Here is a 26,258-nt window from a genome sequence, read left to right as displayed (position 1 = left end):
GGCATTTAGATAAATATATGTGTTATTTCATTCTTATATCAAAAGATGTATACGCATCATTCTATGAAGCTCTTTTCTGTTTATTAATATCTGCCCAAATAATGATAGGTATAAGCAGTAATGAAAGAATCGCACCACCAATGGAAAGGAATGCATAACTGGAATTTGCTACAATCATTCCAGATATTCCGCCCCCTAACGCTCCGGACAAAGCAATCCAGACATCTACGGTTCCCTGCGTCTTCGCCCGGCTGTCTAATGAAGTAGAGTCTACCAGGATTGCGGTTCCACTAATCAAACCAAAATTCCAACCAAGACCAAGTAACACGAGCGCTGTAATAAGTACTGTCATCGAATCCGCAGGTCCCAACGCAGCTAAAACACCAGAAGCAAGCAGCGTAACCGCAGAAGCAACAGCCATCGCAGCCCGGCCGACTTTATCGACTAAGCTCCCGGTTATTAAAGAAGGAAAATACATTGCGCCAACATGAAAACCAATCACTAGGCCGACAGCCTGCAAGTCATGCCCATGATGCCCCATATGTATCGGCGTCATAGTCATAATGGCAATCATAACAAACTGCGTTAAAACCATTACTGCAGCTCCTGCCCAAATACCTTTCCTGTTTTTGGGTAGCCCACCCATGTTTTTTTCTGTCTTTGAATGGCTGTTGCTTTTCCCGGAATTAGAGATGGCTTTCGCTACAAGCAGCGGATCAGGACGCAGATAAAATAAAAGTACCAATCCTGCTAGTATATAAGCTGCTGCTGCTAATATAAATGGGCCTGCCAAAGCAGGTACTCCCAGAAATATCGCAACATCTCCCATAAATTCCACCAGATTCGGTCCGGCAACAGCGCCTAATGTAGTAGAAACCATGGCCATACTTACAGCTTTAGCCCGTTGCGTTGAACCTGCCAAGTCTGTTCCTGCATAACGCGCTTGCAGATTGGTGGCTGTTCCTGCCCCGTAGATAAACAGCGCAATAAATAAAAGGACAATGCTGTTCATTAATGCAGCCATAACGACACCAATGGCCCCAATCCCTCCAGTTAAAAAACCTGCTGAAAGTCCAAAACGACGTCCGTAGCGTTGAGAAAGCCGTCCTACAAGTAACGCTGTCCCTGCAGATCCTAAGGTAAATAATGCTGTAGGAATCCCTGTTATGCTATCTGTTCCCAGCATATCCTGTGCGAGGAGCGCCCCTACGGTAATTCCCGCTGCAAGACCTGCGCCTCCAAATATTTGAGACATAATGACAACCATTAATGTTTTCTTATACAGTTGTTTTTGTTTTTCTGGAGAGTCAATATATGCTTGCAGCCAAGCTGAACTATCTCCAAGTTTTATTTCATTATCTTCCGCCATTTTATCCCGCCTTCATACTAATACAGTTCTTTTTTAGTAACAATCATAATATTTAGATAGCTTATCACGAATGAAAAAACCATACAACACAATAATTGTATGGCAAACAATATTATAAAATTATTGTATGGCGGCCAAATAGATGAAGCATTTCTATTCTATGACGCCCTTCTATGATTTCTTTTGAAACGCCGCCCCTGCTTTTATCTGTTTCTGGAATTGTTCTTTGCAGTTCTGTGAAGAAAAACACAAATTGCCCCTTTTTCATTTGCCGAATCCGTTCGCAAATGTTATACTCTATTCTCAATTAGTTATTCAATTTTAGAATAAAAGAACAATATAAGACAGCTTATTTCGTTCACAATTTGTTAATAATTCAAGTGAAATAATGCACTTTTTCACTTGGGTTCCTTGACAAATTATCTCTAATTTAGAATAATTATTACTAGATTATAATTATTGTTTTTATTGATAAAAATCAATAATTATAAGATTACTATTTTGCAAGGAGGACATACATTATGTCACTAATAGGTAAAGAAGTACAACCATTTCAAGCAACTGCATTTCATCAAGGTGAATTTGTAGATGTATCCGAAGAAAATTTCAAAGGTCAATGGAGCGTTGTTTGTTTCTATCCAGCAGACTTCTCTTTTGTTTGCCCGACCGAATTAGAGGACTTACAAAATCAATATGCTGAATTAAAAAATCTTGGTACAGAGGTTTATTCTGTTTCTACAGATACACATTTTGTGCATAAAGCATGGCATGAAGCATCAGATGCTATCAACAAAATTGAATATACGATGATTGGTGACCCTTCTCAGCAAATTTCCCGTAACTTTGAAGTATTAAGAGAAGATGCAGGACTGGCTGATCGCGGTACATTTATTATTGATCCAGACGGCGTTATCCAAGCTGTAGAAATTAACGCTGATGGTATTGGCCGTGACGCCAGCACATTAATCAATAAAATCAAAGCGGCACAATATGTACGTGAAAATCCAGATGAAGTTTGCCCTGCTAAATGGGAAGAAGATGGAGAAACATTAAAACCAAGCCTAGATTTAGTTGGAAAAATCTAAGAAAGCACGGTTAGCCGGTTAACGGCTGTAATTTAAATTTAAACGGGGTTCGGCGTTACGTGCGTCGAACTTCCTTTGTGTTATACAGCCTATCGATACAGATTTCTCCATCAGGGGAAATTCCGAGACAGCTATGAACAAAGAGATTCATTTTAGTTTTTCCGATTTTAATAGAGAAAAGAGGTTTACTATGCTCGATCAAGAAATCAAATCACAACTTAAAGAATATTTGCAGCTATTGGAAAATGACATTGTACTCAAAGTAAGCTTTGGCGCTGACGATGTTTCCAAAGAAGCAGAGGAACTGGTCAATGAAATTGCCGGAATGTCTGATAAAATCACAATCGAACAAGGTGAATTCCCGCGCACTCCGACCTTTAGCGTAAATCGTCCTGGAGAAGATTCAGGCATTGCTTTTGCCGGTGTTCCACTTGGGCATGAATTCACCTCTCTTGTTCTTGCATTATTGCAAGTGAGCGGCCGTCCGCCGAAAGCAGATGTGAAACTCCTGGAACAAATCAAGCAATTGCAGGGACCGCTCCATTTTGAATCGTATGTCAGCCTTTCCTGCCATAATTGTCCTGACGTAGTCCAGGCCTTGAATTTAATGAGCGTGGTTCACCCTGCAATTACGCATACCATGATTGAAGGATCTGCATTTAAAGAAGAAGCAGACGATAATGGCGTGATGGCCGTCCCATCTGTCTTCTTAAATGGAGAATCCTTTGTTAACGGACGCCAAACTCTAAAAAGCATCCTTGAAAAATTAGGCAATACGACTGTGGATGTATCCGGCCTGAACGATAAAGAAGCATTTGATGTGCTTGTTGTCGGCGGCGGTCCTGCTGGCGCCAGCGCAGCTATCTATGCAGCACGAAAAGGAATTCGTACCGGTGTCGTAGCGGAACGCTTTGGCGGACAGGTTCAAGATACCATGGGCATCGAGAACTTCATCACTACCAAATATACAGAAGGTCCGAAATTGGCAGCAAGCCTGGAAGAGCATGTTCGCGATTATGAAGTTGATATCATGGACTCGATGCGTGCTAAATCACTGGAGAAAAAAGACTTATTTGAATTAGAACTGGAAAATGGTGCAACACTGAAAAGTAAAACAGTTGTGCTTTCCACCGGTGCACGCTGGAGAAATATTGGCGTCCCCGGGGAAGCAGAATTCAAAAATAAAGGGGTTGCTTATTGCCCGCACTGTGACGGCCCAATTTTTGAAGGAAAAGATGTAGCGGTTATCGGCGGCGGTAATTCCGGGATTGAAGCAGCCATTGATTTAGCCGGAATCGTTAAGCATGTCACAGTTCTTGAATTCCTTCCCGAACTGAAAGCAGATAAGGTTTTACAAGAGCGTGTATATAGCTTGCCAAACGTAACAGTTATCACAAATGCTCGTACTTCTGAAATCTATGGTGATCAAAAAGTGCAAGGGCTTCGCTATGTTGACCGTGAAACGGAAGAAGAACACAGCATCGAACTTGCTGGTGTCTTTGTACAAATTGGCCTTGTGCCAAATACGGAATGGCTGGAAGACACGGTGGAACGCAGCAAATTTGGAGAAATCATTGTAGATAAACGCGGTTCTACCAATATTCCCGGCGTATTCGCTGCAGGAGACTGCACAGACAGCGCATATAAACAAATCATTATTTCAATGGGATCTGGAGCCACTGCGGCTTTAGGTGCATTTGATCACTTAATTCGTAATTAAGGCGGAAAGACTAGCGGGAAAATCCTGCTAGTCTTTTTATCTATGAATCAATTTAACTTTTATTTGGCGCAAACATAGGCAACGCTGCCGATAGAATCTGGATTTTCCAACTGATCTATCATCGATGTAGCCAAGTCGGCCCCAGTTATACGTCCCTTCCCTTTTGGTACAGGCTTATCGAGGCTTATTCGGTAAGTCCCTTTTGCTAAAAAAATACCAACTCACTCCTAAAAAGTGTAACTTGGTATTTGGGATTTTGATAACTTCCTTTATGTTAACTTAACGCACTATACTGCATGATATTCAAAAAAATTTCTATTTTAAAAACGTACTCGGCATAACGACAAGAACGACCTCTCCACGTGCGCAGAGAGTATCATCTGCAAAGATTTCTGTATGGACCTTCCATCTTTTCGGATGAATTTCCTCCACTGTTCCAATGGCCTTTAGCGGCGTATCCTGTGGAGTTGGCTGCAGGAATTCCACATGGAGGCCTGCAGTGACAAATCTGGGCGGTACCGAACCATCACCAATTTCATTTCCGTTTTTGCGGTGTAAAGCAAGTGCAGCCGAACCTGACCCATGACAGTCCATTAACGAAGCTATCAACCCGCCGTAAACAAAACCCGGGATTCCCATGTACTTTGAATCAGGCGTAAAAATGGTAATTGTCTTATCTCCTTGCCATCCAGTCCGCAGGTGGTGACCATCTTTATTTAGTCGGCCGCATCCATAGCACCAGGAAAAATCATCGGGATAAATATCTTGTATTGCTTTTTCTATCTTTTCTTCCACACTGTCCCCTCCCTCGACTTTATAAATCTCAATAAATCAGATGGAATATAAGCTGGTAATCTGTCATGTTGTACTATCAATATATACAAGTTCTTCCTGATGTGCAATAATATTCTGATAAATAAATAGAAAGAACCTATTTTGAAAAATAATCAAAACAAGTTCTTTCTATATGAATAACCATCAAGCTATTCTGTTCGTTAAAGCTCCTTTTCTTTGACTTCCCCGGTTTCTTTATCTACCAGATACCAGCCTATGGTGTTTGTCATCTGCGCTTCCCCTTCTTCTCCTGAAAACACAAATGCTTGAACAGTATAATAGCCTTCTTCGTCCTCGTCATCTTGTACCATGGCTTTTACATCTTCCCGGTTAGTGTCGCTATGCTCATCTACATAGTCAAACACGTTTTTTGTCGCATCCTCTTCCGTTATTCCGGTATTTTCCTCCTGTTCATTTGCGTTTGAAGTATCTTCGGATTGGTTATCATCCTCTTCTGCTGTGCCATTATTGTCACCTGCTTCATTCAATAAAGGGTAGGTGGAAATAACTTGATCCGTTTCATTTACCAGCTGGAGCTCCTCGACCTGAAAATCGAGCGCAGTTAGTTGAAGAACCTGCTCAAAATCTTCACGTTCTTGTTGAGTCGGTTCTGCCTCCTCATTGATATGATATGTCACCATCGCTTGATTCCCATCTACCTCTGCTTCTTCGATTTCCAGACCTTCGTAGATTCCGGAGTGATAAGACCCGTTGTCGTTCGTTGTGGTTGCCATCGCTTCAATTGTCTGGCCGAAATCAAATAGTTCGCCATCCTCCGCAGATATTTCTTCTCCCGCTACAGCCCCGCTGATATACGTGTGCTCCCCTCGCTCTGTTTCTTCTGGAGACATAACATAGTATCCGCGATTCGGCTCTTGTTCGATTTCAACGGGATCCTGCCAATGATTTTCCGCAAAAGTCAGTCCTCTTTTCCCATCCTGATTAAAAAGGTTAAATTCATCCAAACCATACCGAAAGCCAATCTCATTCAGCGCTTCCCAAAACATCGCCGACTCCGTGGATGCCATACTTAAATCATCCTCTTCATTATAGTACAAGTTCACTGCTGTTCCGTCGACCTCAAAATTGGTCGTAGCAGAGAACAGATCACGTTGTGAAGGATCACTTTCCATTAATGATTGATGTATCCGCTCTTCACGTGTCATCTCATCCGCTGTCCGCGTGAAGTAAAGCAATAAATCCGTGCCATCCAGCCACTCGGCGTGAATCAGGTAGTCACCGGAGACTTGTTCTTCTGTATAGTCCTGCTCTTCTGCTTCGTTATCGGAATGGTTGTTTTCCTCCTCGTTTTCCACCGGGTTCTTATCAGATGCAGCATCCTCCTCTGGATTGTTTGAATCTGTCTCATCTCCATCTTCTTCTGAATCTGCCTCATTATTTGACGGTGTTTCCTCTGCAGAATCTGTTTCATTTGTATTATTGCATGCCGCCAATACGAAACTAAATAAAAACAGTCCTAAAACAACGCCTATTTTTTTCAAAATAATCCCTCCAAAATAATGGCTTCGTTAGTTAAAACTATTCCCGGGATTTAAAAAATAAAACGATGTTTGCTTTCTGAGGTTGGATGAGACATATAAATGTAAGCAGAGTTCAACAATTTGTTTTAGAAGAATTTCACAAATGCGTTTAGTTCCTCGCTAAGCATTTACAGTAAATTTATCCCTTCGAATAAACGGAAGCAATGTAGTCAATCCAATAATCCCCAGGATAACGCCAACCCATAAAGGAGAAGTGACTCCAAACCCGGCATCAATCGTTAATCCGCCAACAGATGAACCAATCATGAGTCCAAGATTAATCATAGAGTTATTTACTGTGGCTACCAGCGTTCCTGTATTTGAAACACTTAAAACCCTTTTTGCCATCGCCGGATTTAAAGACACTCCGGTTAAACCGATGATAATAACTGCGGCAACAGCGATGACAGGAATTTCCGCAAAGGATCCAAACAGAATCAGTGCAGCTGTCAGAATAACTAGCCCAACTGTCATGACAGGCATCATATGCAAGTCTGCTAATCTGCCGACAATAATATTACCAATAACCGTTGCTGCACCATAGACTCCTAGAATAAAAGGAACAACACCAGCGCTAAATCCTGTGACTTCAGTCAGGATTGGCGTAAAATAGCTGAATGCTGCAAAAGTAGCGCCGATAATAAATACATTCGTCGTATAGGCAGCCCATAACCGACCGTTTTTAAAGGAACTGATTTCTTTTTTGATACGGATACTTTTCTTTTCCTTTGATTCGAAGGCTGGAATCAGGAACTGTACGAATATGGCTGCGATAAATACTAAGACAACAACCGCCCAGAAGCTGGCACGCCAGCCTAAATACAAATTAAACACCATCGCAAATGGGACTCCGGCAGCAGTTGCAATCATTAATCCGCCTAATACAATGGAAGCCGCCCTCGCTCGTAGCTGATCAGGGACGAGTTGATAGGCAAGCGACATAGCTGTTCCAAACGTTGCGGAAGAAGCTATCCCTTGTACGACACGCGCCGCCATCATCACTTCATAATTGGGAGAAACGGCAGCAATGGTCTGTCCAATCAGAAAGACAAGTGTTAAAGCCATTAATCCTTTTTTTAACGGAACCTTTAGTAAAGCAATGGTTAGAATCGGTCCGCCTGCAATCATCCCTACTGCATACGCTGAAATTAGATAACCGATGGCTGCAATCGATACGTTAAATTCTTCTGATAGAGATGGCATAATTCCAGCCACCATAAATTCTGATGTTGTTTGCGAAAATATAAGAAAACCTAATATAAAAACTGCAAAAGGCAATTGTATCCACTCCAAATTTATATTCTATTTTACGGAACAGTACAGAGTAAGCGTTATATTATGATGTTCCATAAAAATTCATATATATCGTCCAAATCTTGTGTTTAGCTTCTTCCGTATCCTTTGTTCGTCTTCTGCATCAGCATATATAAAGAAAAGCTTTTCCTCTCCCACTTTCCACAAGCAGTAAATGCCATTTAATTCTTTCACGTGCATGTCATGGATTTATCCCCCTTTGGTTACTAGCTATTAACACCTTTTATTATGGTGAGCAAAATATCACTTGAAAAGTAGGCATATTTTTCATACTCAGTATGGTAAAAGGTACAAATAAAGCCCTGTCCGGGTTACAGCTTTATAATTTTTATCCATATCTACAAAGCCAGAATGCTGTAAGGCAAATTGATTACTTTTCTTTATTTTCTCTGGTATGGTTAACATACTTCGTATGAAATAGTGACTGAAAGCTTTTACTATAAGGAGGAAAGTTCTTTTGGACGATTTATCAAAATACGGAATTGTAACTGCGCTTCAAGCAATTGGCGGTAAATGGAAACCGCATATCTTATTCATCCTTTTAGAAAAGGGCACAAAACGCTTCGGAGAATTACGACACCTCATGCCTGAAATAACGCAGGGGGTACTTACACAGCAGCTTCGGGAGTTAGAAAAAGACGGACTGGTTCATCGTGTTGTCTACCAGGAAATTCCGCCAAGAGTAGAATATTCTTTATCAGCACATGGAAAATCATTGGAGCCTATTTTAAGAGAGATGTGTGCGTGGGGTTTTACGCATGAGGAATTTATGGAGAAAAATAAAAATGCTTTAGAGGTCTGCAATAAATAATTGAGATGCTGGTTTGGAGAGTGAATTTTAAAATATAAAAACAGATCACTTGTTATCTTTTAATAAATGATACAAGTGATCTGTTTTTCTTCTTACTCCAGTTTTCAAACGTTAAGCATAAAATATACCATGGTTATCCTTTACTTAAATTAAAACTAAATGTTAATCAAGCAGATAAATGATAGCCGTCAATTCCAAATAGCAATAAAGAAGTACATATTAAAGAATAGTGCTTTTTAACAAAATCCTCCCCATTTATCTGTTTTATAGTATTAAAACAATAAATCAGCTTCCTTCCACCCGCTCTTTTGCCATTTTCCAAAGCAGAATTGCGGAAACTAATGAAGCAATAAGATTATAAAACATCGCATTGACGAAAGCAGAAGCATATAGACCGCTGTTTCCCCCGTCAGCATCAGCAACAACACTCCCAAAAAATATGCTTACTGCTGCCAGGCCGACAGCTGCGCCAACCTGCTGTAAAGTAGAAATAATTCCTGAGGCCATGCCTGCTTTGCTTTCTTCTACAAACCCTAATACCAGGTTTAAGAGCGGTGTCATGACTAATCCTTGGCCAATCCCTACAAAAACAAGTGCTGTAATTAAATGAACAGCTACCAAATCGCCTCCTGCAGTCCATACTTGCCAGATTAATACAGCAAAGGAAAAGGTATAAAAGACAGCGCCCCAAAAGATCGTCATCGTTCCAAAACGCTCTACCAGGCGGGGCGCTGCTATCGAAGCAGCAGTAAATCCGATACTGCAGGGCACAAAAAGAATCCCGGCGGAAAGCGGACTTAATCCCAGCCCTGTTTGTACTAATAACGCATAGCATAAGAAAAACACGGACGAAGTAGAATATATCAGCAAGACGAGACTGCCGCCCATGGCAAACCGGGATTGGCGTAAGAGCATGGTGTCTACCAGCGGCTGCCTTTTAGCAAGGCGCCGTCTTTCCTGATGCCGCCAAAAACCAAATAGTATCCATGCTGCCGCCGCAAGGGATAAGAAACTCCATATCGTCCAGCCATGATTCTGTGATTCAATAAGCGGGACAAGAAATAAAATCAGTCCAAGACTGACAATAACTACTCCGCCCCAATCCAGCAGTGGACGCTCCGGAGCATGCGATTCCGGGATGAATCGTGCCGTTAGAATGGAGAAAATGCCGATGGGAATATTGATTAAGAAGATCATCCGCCAGCCGAGTCCTCCAAAATCGACTTCTACAATAAAACCGCCAAGCACTTGACCCGCAATAGCAGCAAGGCCTAATACCATCCCAAGCAAACTGAAAGCAATTCCTCTTTCTCTGCCTGAAAAATTGACCCGGATGGAAGAGTAGATTTGCGGCTGCATCATCGCGGCGGTCAGGCCTTGAAGTATTCTAGCAATAATCAGCATATCTGGATTAATTGCCAGCCCGCATAATGCAGATGTAATAGTAAAGCCAAACATCCCCACGATAAACAGACGCCTGCGCCCAAAACGGTCCCCGAGCCTGCCTCCAGTAATCAAAAGCACGCCAAAACCAAGTTCATAACCAGCAACGATAAAAGCGATTTGTGAAAAGCTTGCCCCCAGATCTCCTTGTATACTCGGAATTGCCACATTCACTATAAAAAGATCAAGAATGGTCATAAAACCGGCTAACAAAAGAATAAATAACCCTAATAATGTAGCCGGCTGTGATAATGTTGGATATCTTTCTTTCAATCTAAAGCCCTCTCTTTCATTTTTAAGTTTTTCTGCTCTCTCCCTTTCCAACAGAACATGATTTGATTATACTAATACATAAAAGTTTAATAAAACGAATCTTTTTAAATGAATAGTTTAATAATATTAAACTATTCATCAAGGAGGACAAATAGATGGAATTACGTCATTTAATCACGTTTAAAACAATCGTGGAAAAAGGCGGATTTAAACGTGCAGCGGAATATCTGGATTATTCACAGTCATCGGTGACGGTACACGTGAAGGAGCTGGAGAAGGAATTAAAAAAACCTTTATTCGACCGTATTGGCAGAAAAGTATTTCTGACAAACTACGGAACCCAATTTCACCCATATGCTGTTAAAATCGTTGATTTATACAATGAAGCAGCGGAAACCATGAATATGAATGATGCGCCAAAGGGCAGTCTTGTTATCGGAGTTACAGAAATCTTCTCACAATACAGGATTCCGTCCATTCTGATGGAGTACAAAAAAAGATACCCCGATGTGTCGTTATCTTTACGTTCTCTTGAAAATAAGGAGATTTCTGCCGCGCTTAAGAACGGACAAATTGATATGGCCTTTGTTTTGGAAAGAAATGACTGGTTTGATAAAGAGCTGACGATTGAAAAAATAAAGGATGAATCGATTGTTCTGGTACGGCCTGTCTGCCCAGAAGATAGTGAAAATACGATTCTCTCCACCGAAGAAAGCTGCAGTTATAAAAGCATGCTGGAAGCATATATACAGGAAGAACAAATCGAGGCAAAAAATACATTAAACTTTTCCAGTTTGGAAGCAATTAAGCAATGCGTGCTTTCCGGACTCGGTTTTTCCATCCTGCCCTATTTCGCGGTAGAAAAGGAACTTGCTTCCGAACAAATTCTAGGTGAATTTATTTCATTAAACCATACAGGAAATGCGACGTTTATTGTGAACCATAAAAACAAACAGCTCTCCCCTGCTATGCAAGCAATGATTTCATTGATGAAAGAGCAGAGTCTGCATTGGGGTGAATGAAATAAAGAGAAAAACCCCTTATAATGGCTGGATAGAAACAGTAAGAAAATATATTTGGAAAGCAACTGCAAGAAAGGTGAGAACGCGCCATGATTTTCCGTTCAAAAATAGATGTTTTTTTCGTAACGTTTATGTCCATTGTGGTTTTTATTAATAGGTGCCGTAACGCTCTTACCTCCACTCATTGATAAAGAGGCATCCATGGGCATCGTCATAATAATGACTGCTATCTTTATTATTTTAGCAGGAGCCTTGTTATGGATGTCTTTTTCGATCAAGTATATTTTCTATGATAATTATCTGTTAGTGAAAGGCGGACCATTCAAGAGTAAAATTGCTTATCAAAGCATAAGGAAAATTTCGTCGACAAAAGATATCTTTACTGGTTATCGCATTCTATCTGCCAGGAATGGACTTGAATTATTTTACGATTCAGCCATCCTTGGCAGTGTAAAGATTTCACCAAAGAATAGAAGAGAATTTATCACGGAATTAAAAAAACGATCTCCTCATGTAATTATTCAGGAATAAACCTTTATTCAAGGAAAAGAACCCCAACTTGTCAGAGAATGCGGGGTTCTTTTATCTATTCATTCATTTCATAATTACCTTGCCCGTTTTTGTTTAAGTAGAAAGAACACCGGATGAAAATAAACGCGATAATTACAAATAATCCGGCAATCCAGCTTAAATGGACGATATTTATATACTGAATAATAAGACCGCCCAGCGCAGAACCTAACATCATTCCCACATTCATTAATGCAGTATTAAAACTCAGTACGGTTTCAGATGTTTGCGGCTTTAAAGATACTAAATAAAATTGCTTTGCCGGCGTGGTTGTCCATGTTGCTATTCCCCAAACTGCCAACGTGATAAATACGCCTGTCATGGTATATTGTGTCAATGCCAAAACAAATAACGCAATAATGTGGATACATAAGCTAAGCGATATGGTTCGATCAGGCCCCCATTTATCTACCGCGTATCCTCCAAAACGGGAGCCGATAAAAGCAAAAGCTCCTAAAACAAATAAAGCGATACTTGTCATCTCTATGGAAAAGCCAGCTGTATTACTTAACAATGGAGCAATATAGGCAAAGACCATGGTATACCCTAAAATCCAAAAAATGGCCGTCAATAACCCTGTAAGCACCCGTTTATCTTTGATAATCAGCAATTGCTGTTTAAACGGCAGCGGCTGGTTTCCTTCAATAGCCGGCAATAATTTATACAGTCCTGCTAATAACAATACCGTACCAAGTGCAATAATCAGGAAAATATACCGCCAATCTACATATCCTGCTAAAAATGTTCCTAAGGGTACCCCAAGTACTAAGGAGATAGTAAAACCCGTAAGCACTGTTGCCATGGCGCTTCCCTTTTTTTCAGGTGCTGCAATTTGAGCAGCATAATTGGTAGCTACTACAATAAATAATCCTCCGCTCATTGCCTGGATAACTCTGGACAGCATAAGAACGATAAAATGATAGCTGAAAAACGCAACCAGATTTCCTAGAATAACCATAACGATGGCGTATAAAAGGACCTTTTTACGGTCAAATTTGGAGGTTAAGATAACCAATACCAAAGCGCCAACAGCATAAGATAAGGAATAAATCGTAATCAATTGTCCGGCAGTTGAAATAGAAATATCCAAATCAAAAGAAATCAGTTCCAATATTCCTGAAACCACAAACTCCCCTGTTCCTGTTACAAAAGCTCCTAAGGCCAAAAGAATAATTGTAAATTGGTTTATATTGTTTTTCATTTTGTATCCTCTCCTTTATTTAAACATTGAATTTATTGTAAATCCCGTGTTAACATAAGTAAAATTGATATTTTTAATAAGGGAGATGAGTAATTACTCATGAGCATTGTTCGTTTTGAAATTATTGCGACCGTATTTGAATTGGGAAGCTTTACCGCTGCCGCTGAAAAATTAAATATGACACAATCGGCAGTAAGTCATGCAGTTGCCGGTTTGGAATCTGAATGGGATGTTTCTTTATTCATTCGTGACCGCAGAAAAGGAATCACCCTGACGGAAGTAGGACAAAAAGTGCTCCCTCATATCCGGGAAGTATTGAAGAGAATGGAAAGTATTCACCAAGAAATCGCTCTGGCAACTAACTTAGAGACTGGTATCATTCGCATCGGTACATTTGCAAGTGCTTCTTCTTGCTTATTGCCAAAGCTGCTTGCCAAATTCCAGAAAAAACATCCGAAAATAGAATTTAAATTTTACGAAGGCACCTACGAAGAAATTACAGAGTGGTTGAGCTCTGGAGTGATTGATATTGGATTTGTTGTAAAAGGAGAAGCTAATCCAAATTTCGATTTTGTCCCTCTTATCAAAGATGATATGGTGGTTGCCTATCACCCGGCACATCGATTTCAATCCGAGGATACAGTGGATATGGCTGAATTAGCGAAAGAATCTTTTATTATGCCCACAGGGATGTATCAATCCCATGTAGAAGCATTGTTTGAAGAAGCACAAATAAAACCTTCTATTCGTTTTGAAGTGCATGACTGTACAACGATTGCGAATATGGTGCAGGAAGGCCTGGGGGTCACGGTTGGTCCTGAGCTGTTTTTAAAGACGCAGCAAAACATAAAGGTCAGTAATTTAACGATTCGAAACAGCCGTGAAGTAGCACTTGCCTGCCAATCTATTGCGGAAGCCTCACCGGCTGTAAAGGAATTTCTTCATATTGCAAAAGGGGTTTCTTACTGAGCTGAATAAAAACATGAGGGGTGACAAAATTAACCTGTAAATGAGGAAGCAGACATTACTTAAAATATTAAAAACCTGATGATTTTATTTGAAATCGCCAGGTTTTTTGATGCGTTTCTATTTTTAGTCATTACTAACAGGATGATTTCCCAGAACAGATAGTATATTTGAAAAAGCAAAATGTGTGGTATCCTTAGAGATTTGCTCCAGCTCCTCCATTTCTTCACAAACCACTTCTGCCATGTAATTATACTCTCCGCCAATTCTCCATAAATCTATTATATTACTATTCTCCTTACAGTAATTCATTAACTTTTCACAGCTTTTGGTCTTAAATAAAACGAAGCCATGGATTCCTTTATTGAGCTCTTTATTATTTACCTCAACCGTATAACGCTTTATTACATAATCTTCTAACCTTTCTATCCTTGTTTTCACAGCAGGAGATGACATATTTATTTGCTTGCCGATTTCTGTATAGGTAAGTCTGGCATTTCTTTTTAATAAATCTAATATTTGATGATCGATATGATCCAACATCCTTTTCACCAGCTTTCCAATTACTTTAAAATTTAAAGTTTTCCATAGCATATACTTTAATCATTCCATTGTAAACAATTCAGTATCGAATTAAAATTTGATATGAGGTGATAAATATGACGTGTTCTATCTTCTCCAAGTATAAAATCGGGAACTTAACATTAGATAATAGAATTGTAATGGCGCCAATGACAAGAGGATTTGCTGATAACGAAACAGGTGAAGTGAATTACTTGATTGCAGACTACTATGGAAAACGGGCAAGGTACGGGGCAGGATTAATCATTACGGAAGGTGTCGCCATCAACAAACTGGCCAAAGGAACCTATGGGATACCAGGGATATATACGCATCGTCAAATCTTAAGCTGGAAAAAAGTCACGCGGGAAGTTCATCAATATAAAACAAAAATCTTTGCTCAGCTCTGGCATGTTGGCAGAGTAAGTTATCAGGAAATTCTAAAAGGGAATGCTCCTGTTGCGCCCTCTCCTATCGGTGCCAACGGACATGTGCATCGTTTGAGGAAACCTTTCCAAGCTCCCAGAGCTTTAAATAATATGGAAATTTATCAAATAATAGCTGATTACAAGGATGCAGCAAAAAATGCGATGGAAGCCGGATTTGACGGAGTTGAGATACATGCTGCGCATGGTTACCTGATCGATCAATTTATCAATGAGAAAACAAATGACCGTCAGGATGAGTTTGGAGGTTCCTTACAAAATAGACTGCGATTTTTAGATTTAATTATTAAAGAAGTAAAGAAGGTTGTTCCTAAAAATAGAATCAGCATTCGAATTTCTGAAAAAAAAGATGATGATAAGGATTATGTATGGGAGCATCCAGAAGAAATGGTATGCGCTATAACAGGGATTCTTTCCAAGCATCAACTAAAAATTGTCCATCCATCGGCAGAAAACTACGGTGATATGCTTCAACATAATCAAAAATCGCTTCATGAATTATTCAGGCAATACTGGGATAAAACGCTTATTGCTGTTGGAAATATAGCACCTGAAAAAGGGGCGTCCATTATTGGAGGTAATCAGGCAGACTTGGTAGCATTCGGACAATTATTTATAGCTAATCCAGATCTGGTCGTTCGTCTGAAAGCGAATCAGGAGATTTTTCCGTATCAGACAAAAAATCTGCATACATGTTTAATTTAAGCAGTATATCAAGTAGGATAAGCACTCCTTTATCTCGTTTCTAGTTAAAAGGAGTGCTTTAAAATAACAGTACTTAAAGAAGCGCAAAAGCCTGTTTAAAACGAATGGTTTTCGAAATAGAATGCCATCAAAATATTCGAAGCTTTTTCACTATATATTCTATGAGAACTGTTTATTTAGTTCTACAACCATCGCTCCCATTTTAGGTTTCTTCGGCTGAAATACTTTCTCAATGCCATTCTTCTCTAATTCAGCCGCAGTCACCTTTCCTATCGCTGCTGCTAAAATTCCTTGATTAAAGGCTTCCGCCAATTTCTCCTTATCCTCCTTCATAAATAAATTTCGCACCTGTGTTTTACTGGTAAAAACAACAACATCTACATTTTGAGAGGTAATGGTTTCTTTTAGTATCGATAAAATCTGCTGGTCTGGTTCTTTATAAGAATAGGGTTTAGATAAATAAACAGCATACCCAAGCTGTTCCAGACTTCTTTTTAAATACACGTCATCCTCATTATATGTCTGCAAATAAATTTGTTTTTCTTCGCCCTGTTTGACCGGAGGTAAAGATGCAAGCAAATTTTCCATTGTTCCATCTGCAGAAAGAATGGTTGGTATCAGGTGATGCTGTTTCATCCACTTTGTCGTTTTACTGCCGCGAATGGCAAGGGTTGAGCTTTTTAGTTTATCTATGAAGCTGGTATGGATATGGAGTTTCTTTGCGGATTGCTCTAACGTTTCTGCTCCTATCCCAGTAGTTAGTATGACAAAGTCAAATCTGTTTTCTACAAGCTTTTTTACATCCTGCTGACAAATCGAATCATTCAGCTGATACTCTCCTTGAATCGGTAATTGAATTGTGTTTCCGCCATGTTTACTGATTAGTGTATCAATTGCTTTTGCCTGACGAGATGCAGCAACAGCAACTTGTTTCCCTTTAAGTCCGTCCATATATTTCTCCTTTTCCTATAGCTTTAGTATTCATTCTTTTATTTATTATATTACAAATATTCCAGTGGTTCAGCAAATGATTTCAAAAAATAACTTCTTAATCATTTTCTTTTATCATACCAGTCAAGTGTGTTCATAAACTCCACATTTCTTATTTCCTCTATGGAACAATTCGTTCCCCGTCCATCTTTTAAAAATAGATGAATCTGACCTTCTCCATATCCAGATACTTTACATTCCAAGTCTTTATAATAATTCCCGTTTCGCATCACATTCGCTTGAATCAAAACAGGAGAATTCGTTGCAAAAGCTTGGTTCAATACTTTTGCGATGGCTTCCTCAGTCATCTCTTCTTTTGCTTTCACTTCGATTAGCTGATCATTCATTTCTTCTTTTTTGAGCGCTTCTGAATGGTCGCTTAACATCATGCCTAACCATTTCATAATTCCTCTGTCCTTATACCCGAACTGTTCAGGCGTAACTCGTGTAATCGATATTTTTTCCATGTTCACTCTTCCTTTCCAGAACGATGACCGCCTAGCAATTTCGCACGGTATCTCGCCATTCCGTTTTTAAGCAGACTAGAAGCATGCAGCAGGGAAGTATAACCATGTTTTCTTCTTACAAAATCAATCGTCTTATCCAGCTCTTCGTTTTCCATTGTTTCTTCTGCCGATTCAAATAAATTCAGTTGCAATGATTGCTTTATTTGAAGTTTTCCAAAAGTAACATTAATCACTCGTACGGGCATATTGTCTTTATAATGTTTATGAAAGATAAACAGCATGTGCGCTTTTAATTTTCTGGATGAATCCGTTGCTTCAATCTTTATCTGATGGCTAAACCCGCCTAGTACTGTATCTCTCGAATATCCAATGGTCAGCTTGACAACACCTGTCATGAGCCGGTGCTTCCTTAACCTTGCCACATTCTCATCTGTCATTTCCCGAATAACCGTTTCAATATCGTGTTTAACCGAATAATCTCTGTTTAGTATCTGATTTCTGCTGAAGGAGGTACTTTCCGGTGTGTACGTGTCCGATAACACGGTTCGATCTATTCCATGTGCATGAAAATAGAGCTGTTGATCAATCACACCGAACTTTTCTTTTAATTTGCCAATATCATATTGAGCCAAATCATACATATTTCGAATCCCTATCCGATTTAGATTGGCTTCCGTTTTTTGTCCTATCCCCCAAAAATCAATTAAGGCTTCTATCTTCCATAATTTATATGGAACGTCTTCATAACGCCATTCCCCAATAAAGCCTCGTTGTTCGTCATGCTTCGCCTGATGGTCGAGTGCCAATTTTGCTAAAAGCGGATTATCCCCTATTCCCACAGTTAACACTAATCCCAACTCTCTCCATACATCACGTTGGATTTTCCTCGCTATGTCATGCGTACTGCCAAAAAGTTTATGTGATTTCGTTACGTCGAGGAACGATTCGTCAATAGAATAAACAAGTAAATCCTCTTTCGCTACATAACGCTTAAAAATACGTAATATCTCCATATTCTTTTGTAAATACACTGCCATACGAGGCTCCACGATATCTATATTTGCTTTCTGCGGGATTTCATAAATCCTTGTTCCTGTTTTCACGCCATACTCTTTTTTTACTAAAGGAGAAGCGGCTAACACCAAACCGCCTTGATTATCCGGCTTGGATACAACTGCAATCCGGGATTTTAAAGGATGCTGCTTACGTTCGGCAGCTTCTACGCTTGCGAAAAAAGATTTGACATCTATACATATAATGTCCCGCCGAGGCTCCTTCGAATAATCCATCATGATAATGTTTTTCATCATACTCTCTCCTAATACGAATGGGTGTTTGTATACTCATTATACGAACGTATATTCCTATGGTCAACATAAATCCGTTTAAATAGTCGTGTTAATATATGGAAAGCTGAGATGAATAAAAAAACCCTTCGCGAAATGTTATCGCAAAGGGCCTTCCGTAGTGAATTATCCTGTTATTCCATTTCGATTTTGCGGTCATCTTTGTTCCAGTTAAGGCTAATATCATCTTTTTTACACCTGGAGATTCTGCTTCAGCTGAATTATTTAGTCATTCTTTTAAATGAATCATGTGAATATCCCTTTCATCATGTGATAAGGAAAGCTGATTGTATATATAGTCTTGATCAGGGTTGCTGGGGTTAGAAAAATACACGGTATCTACTTGCGTATAATAAATCGTACTTAAACACATTGGACATGGCTCTGTACTGGCGTATATCTCACACCCTTTAAGATTCGTTGTATTTAACGTTTGACAGGCTTCACGAACAGCTTGAATTTCCGCATGCGTAGTCGGATCGTTCGTTGCTGTTACTTCATTCACACCAGACCCAATTACTTTTCCATCTTTGACAACCACTGCTCCAAATGGGGCTCCCTGATGCTTTTGTTCATTTTCATTCGCTAATTTGACTGCTTGTTTCATCCATTCTTTGTTCGACATGTTGGTCCTCTCCTTTATGATGTTTCGTTTTACCAATTATGCTTGAGATTCTTTCAAAATACGTTCAATTTCTTTAAAATCAAGGCGCTCTGCATGTTCTAAAGGAGTAATGCCATCTTTATCACCAATATGGATGTCAGCACCATGGTCTATTAATAGCTTTACTATCTTCTGATGATTTTCCCCGCCGTTTCCTAAAATAATCGCTTCCAATAATGCAGTCCATTGTAAATTGTTTATATGGTTTACGTCTGTGTCAGAGTTCATTAAAAGCTCCTCTACCACATCAACATGCCCGCGCTCTGAAGCGGGAATAAGCGCCGTTCCGCCGAACCGGTTTGTTAATGATGTATCTGCTCCTGCTCCAACAGCAAGCTTCACGATTTCAAGGAATCCTTCAGCTCCAGCATATAGAAGCACATTATCCTGGTTGCTATTGCGGATATTTATATCTGCTCCTTGTTCGATAAGCGCCTTGACAGTATCTGTATGATATTTTTGCGTCGCAGCCATTACTGCGGTTACACCGTGTTCATCTGTTGCATCAATATCTGCTCCAGCTTCTATTAATTTTAAAACCGTTTCTGTATTTCCTTCTTCTGCTGCTGAAATTAACTTTTGTTCCAAATTGGTTTCCTCCTTCTTTTCTTTCTGTGTTGAAAAACCTTCCCCTGTTTTGGCAGCTGCCCTGCGATAAAAATATTTCAGCTTTATCATAACCTTTACCCCTATATAAATATGTTATCATGGAGGTAGCTATATGAAAAATATTAATTTAATTATATTTACTTATTTTTTTAATATATAAAATGAAACTTCATTATAGGTAGAGCTTTGCAGACGGTTCTCTGCGATTAAAGTAGAAAGGATGTTTACGATGGATATTAGGCAGCTGCGCTATTTTATTGCTATTGTAGAAGAAAGGAAAATTTCTGCCGCCGCTAAAAGACTTCATATGTCCCAACCACCCTTAAGTCAACAATTAAAAGCTATGGAAGAAGAACTCGGTGCCACATTAGTCGAAAGAAGCGGTAAATTTTTAGAAATGACAGAAGCAGGGAAAGCTCTGTATACAAATGCGCTGCAAATAACTCAATGGATGGAAGAAACCGAAACAGAGGTAAAAGAGGTTGGCAAAGGGGTAAATGGGAAACTCACTATTGGTGTTAACACATTTTCCGTTAGCGAATTGCCACATATACTTGAACAATTTCAAAAGGAATTCCCAAAAATCACATATAAAATCCAACAAAATGAATCCTCCCATCTTTGCCAATTAGTCAGGGACAGAATTGTGGAACTGGCAATTATCCGAATGCCGTTAGATTTGGACGATTTTTCTGTTCTCCATCTCTATAACGATCCTTTTTATTTCATTACGTCTGAGGAGCAGACATCATTTGATAAAGAAGTATCACTTGCTGAAATCCAGCATTATCCTCTCCTGTTTCCAAGCACAGAGGGATTAGGTGTGCACTATTTGATTTTAGAGGCATTTTCTCGATTTAAACTGCACCCTAATAAGATAGGGGAGTGCTCTGACATTAGCCTTTTAATGGATTTAGTTGCGTCTGGATTCGCCGCATCTATTGTTCCGGAAACTCTGCTGAAACGATATCGCGGGTACCCTGTAGATGCTTATCGGATATCAAGTGCGATGGAGTTAAATGGACCAGTCGGGTTGATATGGCTCAAAGATCATAGCTTGTCTAAATCTGCTCAAAATTTTATAGAGTTGCTCCAAAAAGGATAAGTTCCTCTCTTTCACAGTATTTTATATGGGTTTGGTTCATACTTTTCTGTTTGATTTTGTTTAATTGTCTTTTATCCCCTACGGAATATATCCAAGCTCTATACACAGCTTTATTTTAAATTTTGTATATAGTTCATAAAAACACCTGCTAAAAGCCGTTAATTTTATATACGCTTTTAGCAGGTGTTTTTAGTTTTTATACTGGAGGCTATCTATCTCATTCATGCTTTTTTCTATTTCATGGTCTGCTTCTGCTATCCCTCAACTCAAACCCTTTTCGTCTATATAATTAAAATTTAGTATTATTTTTGTCATCATCTGCCACCATATAAGGCCGCATCATATCATAATCCTCATGCTCTAAAATATGACAGTGCCACACAAACTCTCCGCTATATGGAGCGAATTTAGCGATGACTCTGGTAATGGTTGCAGCAGGAACCTCAATGGTATCTTTCCAGCCGCGGTGATTTGCTGCGGGGGCCTCAGGCGGTCCGGTAAATATGATTTTGCCATCTTGATTATATTGCTCCAGATCGAAAGGCTGATGCTCCAGCACCTGAAATTGGACAAGATGAATGTGAATTGGATGAGAGAAGTTGGTTGTGTTTGTAAAAGCCCAAATCTCTGTTGTCCCTAGCTGCGGATTTTCCGTGATTGGATCATGCCAGTGCTTGTTGTTGAGAAGTAATAAAGGACGATCAAATTCATCAGCAGATCCAACTAATTTTAAATAACGAATACCAGAAATATCATTTTGCTTTAATGAAGGAATAACAGATAAAGTTTGTGGCAAATGGCTTCTATCTTTATTTTTCAATGACTTTGTAACACGGAACTGCATGATATCTCCAGTGTCATCGTTTGGATCAGCGTCTGGTCCTAAGTCATTTTTTAATAGAATGGACTGACCAGCTGCTTTTGAAAAATCAATAATGACATCGATTCGTTCTGCCGGCTGAAAACCGATTTTTTCGATTTCAACGGGATGCCTGATCAGCCCGCCGTCCGAACCGATTTGTTGAAAGTTTATATTAGAATCAAGCTGTAACTGGTAGGACCTTGTATTGGAAGCATTTAAAATCCGGAACCGATATTTTCTTGGTTCCACCTCTAAGAACGGCCATGCCTTTCCATTAACGATTATTGTATCTCCATTGTATGCAGGCAGAATAGACGGATTTGGCAGGTTTTTTGCTGCATCATCAGGCTGTGATGGGTAAAATAAGGAACCATCTGCGTTCAAGCTTCGGTCTGTAATCATAAGCGGAATTTCATAGTCCCCAGCAGGCAGGTTCAATGATTTCTCGTGCTCATCCCGAAGAATATACATCCCTGCCAGCCCTGCATATACATTCAGCCGCGTAATTCCCATAGCGTGATCATGATACCAAAGCAGGCTTCCGCGCTGATGATTCGGATACGTAAATGTTTCTCTTGAAAAAACAGGTCCGGTTTCTTGGAAGTTATTTGTGTACCATGCTTCCGGATGTCCATCGCTGTCAGCTTTTGTTTCGATACCATGTAAATGTACCACCGTGCGTACGATGGGGAGCTGTTCAAGGCCATGAATCGATACATCAACTGGAAGCAGATGCTTATTCGGCAATTGGTTAAGCCATGCCACGTGAACCGGTTCATCCCGATTTGCCTCAATCATCGGGCCGGGGAACTGACCGTTATACCCCCATAAAGTGGTTGCTGGTAAATCACGATGCAGCTTACGCTTGAATTGCTTCATCGTGATTTCATAGTGAACCCCGTCCCCTGTTTTTTTATCAGGCTTTAGAGGCTGTAGATTAGGAAGCGGATCCACAAATTTTTCTAGCTTACGGCGCATTCGTATTCACCCCATTTCTTTATAATGCGTGTTCAAAAAGTACGATAAATAGGACCAAGAAATTCAAGGCGATGAGATTTTTACGAACGGAGCGTATGTTTTGAATACGTGAGTATTGGAAAAATCCTGTCAACGCAGAAATTCGCTGTGGCATTTTTATTGGACTTTTTAAACATCCTTTCGTAATAGTAAATGTGACTAGAAGCAAAAAAGTGCAAAACTGATGTACAGTATACTAAAGTAATTAGGGTGATACAAAATGCGTCATTTATGAAAAAATGACTTGGATAAGCTTTACATGATTTGTTTATTGTTTGGTGTGTCATGGTATGCTTTTTTATATTTCAAATTATATTAGACTAAATCATCTAACTTCCACAAAGTTTGACTATTTCATCTAACTTTTGATATATTCGATGATATAATCAAACTATTCTCTGAGATGAATAAGGAAGGAGCTGTTTTATTCATGTCAACGGAAGTTTCCATCTTCATTATGGATATAAGTAATTCGTCAAAAGAAAATATCGGGAAGGCATTAAGTGATTACCTGGGACAATTAAAAGAAAGTATTTCTCTATGGACCAAAAATACAGCTGGAACACAAATCAGTCACCGCGCCGGAGATGAATTGGTACTTGTGAGCAACGGCTATGCAACAGCATATACTCTTGCTTTTTATATCAGCCGCATCTGGAAATTTACTGATCATCCGCCTTATTTTGGCCTGTCATTCGGAACGATTAAAGAGGATGTAAGGGATATAAATATAGAGACATGGATTCATCCATTGATGAAACAAGCAAGGAACGCTAATAATCATCTGAAAAAACAGCCGGATAGATTGCTGTTTCGTTTTGCGTTGCCTGCTTCATCAAATGAACAAGACTTCACGGTTTTTAGCAAGCAGTTCGAAATCTTGATTAATACGAATTTAATGCTGAAGCAGGGACAAATCAACGAACAAACTGACATACAATCTCTCGTCTGTTCGTTATATCTCATACTCGGTCAACAAAAAAAGGTAAGCGAACACCTTAAAAGAACAACAGCTACCATATCCCACCATATGAAACAGGGCAAAACGCAAATCATCTTGCATGCTTTTGATAATATTGTAAAGGTGCTGGATTCATTAGGTGCACAAGATAACCATCGTCTAACAGATAAGCTGCAAACAAATATTAACCATCATATCATCACACATCTATCTGATTATTTCCCTGAGGAAAGGAGATTATCATGACAATATTATTGCTTGTTCTCGCACATTTGATTGCTGATTTTTGGCTGCAATCTGACCAGATGGTGAAACATAAAATCAAGCATTTAAAAAAACACATCCTTCACCACCTGCTGACAACAAGTATTGTACTTGCGGTAATATGGGGCTATCAATATGAGTTTCAGCATGTCATTTCCTATTTTATTTCACCTTTAGCTTTTATTATAATCACACACCTTTTGATTGATTTATTAAAAATAAAATTTGTAGATTCCCTTCCCAAAAGCCCGACGGATAATATGAAGAAACTCGGATATTTTTTAGCAGATCAGGTCTTACACGTTATGATGATACTCCTGACCTGTTTCCTATTCTTTCATATGACAATTGCAGAGATGACAGCAAGTCTTTTAAACCTGAATGGGTCAAGCAGTTTAACTCTGCTCAACACAGCATTATTTTTTGTCATCATTTATATTTTGGCGACAAGTGTCAGCGGGCATATTGTAAAATTTATCATTGGTTCATTACCATCCGAATTTGCTAATTTTGAAGGTGAACTGACGTTGAAAAACCAAATAGCTGCCGGAAAGGAAAAAATCCAACCGAGCACAGACAATCGTTTTACAGAGGAATATCATTATTTCACTTACTCTACCCCGCTTCGTTCGCGCGGCAAGCTTATCGGCTATCTGGAAAGATTGCTGGTGATACTATTAACAGCAGCAGGCGCATATCAGTCGATTGCATTTATCATTGCCGCCAAGTCGATTGCCCGATTTAAGCAGTTAAACGACCGGAACTGGGCAGAATATTTCTTGTTGGGTACGCTGTCTTCTATTTTTCTAGGGTTGGTGCTTGGACTTGTTGTACAAGGAGTTCTTATGTAAGCGATAAGGACTTTCACTAGATTGCCCCCTTTCCTCCAGCAAAAAAATCAGGCTGCTGAATATTGCTCAGCAGCCTGATTTTTGGTGAATCACCGTACTTACTTAATTTGAATCACAATCTTTCCTTTCGCATGATGGGTTTCGCTCAATCGATGCGCTTCCTTCAATCCGTTCTCGATAAGCGGGAAAGTATGTCCAATATACGGTTTTAATTTCCCATCCTCCATCAGCTTCCCTAATTCAGACAGTTCTCCTCCATCTGGCTCAAGCCATAAGAATCCTGCCTTGACTCCTTTTTGTTTGGCTAACTTTTCATCTGGCTGTCCTGCAATGGAAACGAGCCGTCCGCCTTCCTTTAATACATGGAAGCTTTTATTCAGGATTTCACCGCCCAGCGTATCCACGACAATATCATAATCTTGAAGAACATCTTCAAAGTCTTCCTCTTTATAATTAATGAATTGATCGACACCTAATTCTTTTAAAAACGTCTCATTTTTACCGCTGGCAGTCGAAGCTACATAGGCATCGAAGCTTTTAGCAATCTGAATGGCCATGCTGCCAACACCGCCGGAACCGGCATGAATCAACACTCTATCGCCTTTTTTTATTTCAGAGAAGTTCACAAGACATTGCCAGGCAGTAAGACCTGCAAGCGGAACCGCTGCCGCTTCTTCAAAGCTGATATTTTTTGGTTTCATCGCCAGCAGTTTTTCATCAACCGCTGTATAGGCAGCATACGTGCCATTTGGTGTAAGGGCCGGTCGAGCAAATATCTCGTCACCCACTTGAAAAGAGGTTACATTTTTACCGACTTGTTTGATGACACCTGCCGCGTCCCATCCTAAAATAATTGGAAATTCAAAAGGCACCCCTTCTTGCAGGTAACCTTCACGCAGCTTCCAGTCAATCGGATTAATGGACGTAGCGTGCATTTCTACTAATACCTGGTTATCTTTTATTTCTGGTACGGGAATATCGTCTTTTTCCTTTAGCTGATTTGCATCGCCGTATTGTTCGATAATAATTGCTTTCATAATCAAAACCTCCAGCGCATATTTTTCTGTTGCATTTTTAATAGTATCAAACGAATTTCTTTTTAACAATTAATAGCAATTCACTTGATAATCCCATACTTGAGGAAGATTGGAAATTATTATATTATCTATTCTCTCTTGATTTTTTACTCCAGTTAATTCATTTCATTATTATTTAAAAAATGCTGACAATGGTTATAATTAATGTTACTATTAGTAATATT

24 protein-coding genes are annotated in these 26,258 nt (G+C 39.5%); 10 read left to right on the top strand and 14 right to left on the bottom strand.

Features of this window, described 5'->3' with window-relative positions; translation table 11 throughout:
• Positions 1-61 precede the first annotated feature (61 nt).
• Positions 62-1,369, bottom strand: coding sequence for an MFS transporter (locus tag ACW0TQ_RS04790; RefSeq protein WP_455725391.1), 1,308 nt, complete (start codon positions 1,367-1,369; stop codon positions 62-64).
• 521 nt (positions 1,370-1,890) lie between these two features.
• On the opposite strand from ACW0TQ_RS04790, the gene ahpC reads away from it, so the two are divergent.
• Positions 1,891-2,454 carry an alkyl hydroperoxide reductase subunit C gene (gene ahpC, locus ACW0TQ_RS04785; RefSeq protein ID WP_042534036.1) on the top strand — a complete coding sequence of 188 codons (564 nt, stop codon included), beginning with the start codon at positions 1,891-1,893 and terminating at the stop codon, positions 2,452-2,454.
• A gap of 190 nt (positions 2,455-2,644) precedes the next feature.
• A complete protein-coding gene (gene ahpF, locus ACW0TQ_RS04780; RefSeq protein WP_193062140.1) occupies positions 2,645-4,174 on the top strand; it encodes an alkyl hydroperoxide reductase subunit F in 1,530 nt (509 codons plus the stop codon).
• 315 nt (positions 4,175-4,489) lie between these two features.
• Here ahpF and ACW0TQ_RS04775 read toward each other — a convergent pair whose 3' ends face one another.
• The 3 genes from ACW0TQ_RS04775 to ACW0TQ_RS04765 all read right to left on the bottom strand — a co-directional run bounded on the left by ACW0TQ_RS04775 (position 4,490) and on the right by ACW0TQ_RS04765 (position 7,827).
• On the bottom strand, positions 4,490-4,969 hold the full coding sequence (locus tag ACW0TQ_RS04775; protein ID WP_193062139.1) for a PaaI family thioesterase: 480 nt from the start codon (positions 4,967-4,969) through the stop codon (positions 4,490-4,492).
• A gap of 200 nt (positions 4,970-5,169) precedes the next feature.
• Positions 5,170-6,510: a hypothetical protein gene (locus tag ACW0TQ_RS04770; protein ID WP_455725390.1), complete on the bottom strand. Its 1,341-nt coding sequence runs from the start codon at positions 6,508-6,510 to the stop codon at positions 5,170-5,172.
• Between the two features lie 159 nt (positions 6,511-6,669).
• A complete protein-coding gene (locus ACW0TQ_RS04765) occupies positions 6,670-7,827 on the bottom strand; it encodes an MFS transporter (protein WP_193062137.1) in 1,158 nt (385 codons plus the stop codon).
• Between the two features lie 493 nt (positions 7,828-8,320).
• On the opposite strand from ACW0TQ_RS04765, the gene ACW0TQ_RS04760 reads away from it, so the two are divergent.
• Positions 8,321-8,674: a winged helix-turn-helix transcriptional regulator gene (locus tag ACW0TQ_RS04760; protein WP_084612971.1), complete on the top strand. Its 354-nt coding sequence runs from the start codon at positions 8,321-8,323 to the stop codon at positions 8,672-8,674.
• 285 nt (positions 8,675-8,959) lie between these two features.
• Here ACW0TQ_RS04760 and ACW0TQ_RS04755 read toward each other — a convergent pair whose 3' ends face one another.
• Positions 8,960-10,390 (bottom strand): MFS transporter, encoded by a 1,431-nt coding sequence (locus ACW0TQ_RS04755; protein WP_212928204.1) that lies wholly within the window; start codon positions 10,388-10,390, stop codon positions 8,960-8,962.
• Positions 10,391-10,545: 155 nt separating this feature from the next.
• On the opposite strand from ACW0TQ_RS04755, the gene ACW0TQ_RS04750 reads away from it, so the two are divergent.
• Positions 10,546-11,412 carry a LysR family transcriptional regulator gene (locus ACW0TQ_RS04750; RefSeq protein WP_332093679.1) on the top strand — a complete coding sequence of 289 codons (867 nt, stop codon included), beginning with the start codon at positions 10,546-10,548 and terminating at the stop codon, positions 11,410-11,412.
• A gap of 201 nt (positions 11,413-11,613) precedes the next feature.
• A complete protein-coding gene (locus ACW0TQ_RS04745; protein ID WP_244882400.1) occupies positions 11,614-11,943 on the top strand; it encodes a PH domain-containing protein in 330 nt (109 codons plus the stop codon).
• A gap of 55 nt (positions 11,944-11,998) precedes the next feature.
• On the opposite strand, the gene ACW0TQ_RS04740 is transcribed toward ACW0TQ_RS04745, so the two are convergent.
• Positions 11,999-13,183 carry an MFS transporter gene (locus ACW0TQ_RS04740; protein ID WP_455725389.1) on the bottom strand — a complete coding sequence of 395 codons (1,185 nt, stop codon included), beginning with the start codon at positions 13,181-13,183 and terminating at the stop codon, positions 11,999-12,001.
• A gap of 99 nt (positions 13,184-13,282) precedes the next feature.
• Between ACW0TQ_RS04740 and ACW0TQ_RS04735 the strand changes: the two genes are divergently transcribed.
• Complete coding sequence (locus ACW0TQ_RS04735) at positions 13,283-14,152, top strand: LysR family transcriptional regulator (protein WP_042534018.1); 870 nt, start codon at positions 13,283-13,285, stop codon at positions 14,150-14,152.
• Between the two features lie 123 nt (positions 14,153-14,275).
• Here ACW0TQ_RS04735 and ACW0TQ_RS04730 read toward each other — a convergent pair whose 3' ends face one another.
• On the bottom strand, positions 14,276-14,692 hold the full coding sequence (locus ACW0TQ_RS04730) for an Lrp/AsnC family transcriptional regulator (RefSeq protein WP_175297061.1): 417 nt from the start codon (positions 14,690-14,692) through the stop codon (positions 14,276-14,278).
• Between the two features lie 116 nt (positions 14,693-14,808).
• Here ACW0TQ_RS04730 and ACW0TQ_RS04725 point away from each other — a divergent pair, with 116 nt between their 5' ends.
• Positions 14,809-15,861, top strand: a complete 1,053-nt coding sequence (locus ACW0TQ_RS04725) for an oxidoreductase (protein WP_455725388.1) — start codon at positions 14,809-14,811, stop codon at positions 15,859-15,861.
• Between the two features lie 159 nt (positions 15,862-16,020).
• On the opposite strand, the gene ACW0TQ_RS04720 is transcribed toward ACW0TQ_RS04725, so the two are convergent.
• The 5 genes from ACW0TQ_RS04720 to ACW0TQ_RS04700 all read right to left on the bottom strand — a co-directional run bounded on the left by ACW0TQ_RS04720 (position 16,021) and on the right by ACW0TQ_RS04700 (position 19,916).
• On the bottom strand, positions 16,021-16,812 hold the full coding sequence (locus ACW0TQ_RS04720; RefSeq protein ID WP_042534015.1) for a uroporphyrinogen-III synthase: 792 nt from the start codon (positions 16,810-16,812) through the stop codon (positions 16,021-16,023).
• A gap of 101 nt (positions 16,813-16,913) precedes the next feature.
• Positions 16,914-17,318, bottom strand: coding sequence for a hypothetical protein (locus tag ACW0TQ_RS04715; RefSeq protein WP_042534013.1), 405 nt, complete (start codon positions 17,316-17,318; stop codon positions 16,914-16,916).
• A 2-nt stretch (positions 17,319-17,320) separates the two neighbouring features.
• Complete coding sequence (locus ACW0TQ_RS04710) at positions 17,321-18,625, bottom strand: Y-family DNA polymerase (RefSeq protein WP_455725387.1); 1,305 nt, start codon at positions 18,623-18,625, stop codon at positions 17,321-17,323.
• 268 nt (positions 18,626-18,893) lie between these two features.
• Complete coding sequence (locus tag ACW0TQ_RS04705) at positions 18,894-19,289, bottom strand: nucleoside deaminase (RefSeq protein ID WP_193062133.1); 396 nt, start codon at positions 19,287-19,289, stop codon at positions 18,894-18,896.
• Positions 19,290-19,325: 36 nt separating this feature from the next.
• Complete coding sequence (locus tag ACW0TQ_RS04700) at positions 19,326-19,916, bottom strand: ankyrin repeat domain-containing protein (protein ID WP_256706314.1); 591 nt, start codon at positions 19,914-19,916, stop codon at positions 19,326-19,328.
• 250 nt (positions 19,917-20,166) lie between these two features.
• Here ACW0TQ_RS04700 and ACW0TQ_RS04695 point away from each other — a divergent pair, with 250 nt between their 5' ends.
• Complete coding sequence (locus ACW0TQ_RS04695) at positions 20,167-21,042, top strand: LysR family transcriptional regulator (RefSeq protein ID WP_193062132.1); 876 nt, start codon at positions 20,167-20,169, stop codon at positions 21,040-21,042.
• Between the two features lie 289 nt (positions 21,043-21,331).
• On the opposite strand, the gene ACW0TQ_RS04690 is transcribed toward ACW0TQ_RS04695, so the two are convergent.
• Positions 21,332-22,882, bottom strand: coding sequence for a multicopper oxidase family protein (locus ACW0TQ_RS04690; protein WP_455725386.1), 1,551 nt, complete (start codon positions 22,880-22,882; stop codon positions 21,332-21,334).
• 469 nt (positions 22,883-23,351) lie between these two features.
• Here ACW0TQ_RS04690 and ACW0TQ_RS04685 point away from each other — a divergent pair, with 469 nt between their 5' ends.
• Together ACW0TQ_RS04685 and ACW0TQ_RS04680 are read left to right on the top strand one after the other, a co-directional pair.
• Entirely contained in the window at positions 23,352-24,128 is a 777-nt protein-coding gene (locus tag ACW0TQ_RS04685; RefSeq protein WP_256706262.1) for a hypothetical protein, read from the top strand.
• Positions 24,125-24,997 (top strand): DUF3307 domain-containing protein, encoded by an 873-nt coding sequence (locus ACW0TQ_RS04680; protein WP_455725385.1) that lies wholly within the window; start codon positions 24,125-24,127, stop codon positions 24,995-24,997. The genes ACW0TQ_RS04685 and ACW0TQ_RS04680 overlap by 4 nt, the downstream gene beginning before the upstream one ends.
• A 98-nt stretch (positions 24,998-25,095) precedes the next feature.
• Here the strand turns inward: ACW0TQ_RS04680 and ACW0TQ_RS04675 are convergent, their stop codons facing one another.
• A complete protein-coding gene (locus tag ACW0TQ_RS04675; protein WP_193062129.1) occupies positions 25,096-26,034 on the bottom strand; it encodes an NADP-dependent oxidoreductase in 939 nt (312 codons plus the stop codon).
• Between the last annotated feature and the right edge of the window lie 224 nt (positions 26,035-26,258).

This window comes from Oceanobacillus sp. M60 (assembly GCF_053839645.1).
Note: the sequence above shows the minus strand (reverse complement) of the source record. Positions and strands in the feature narration are given on the sequence as shown.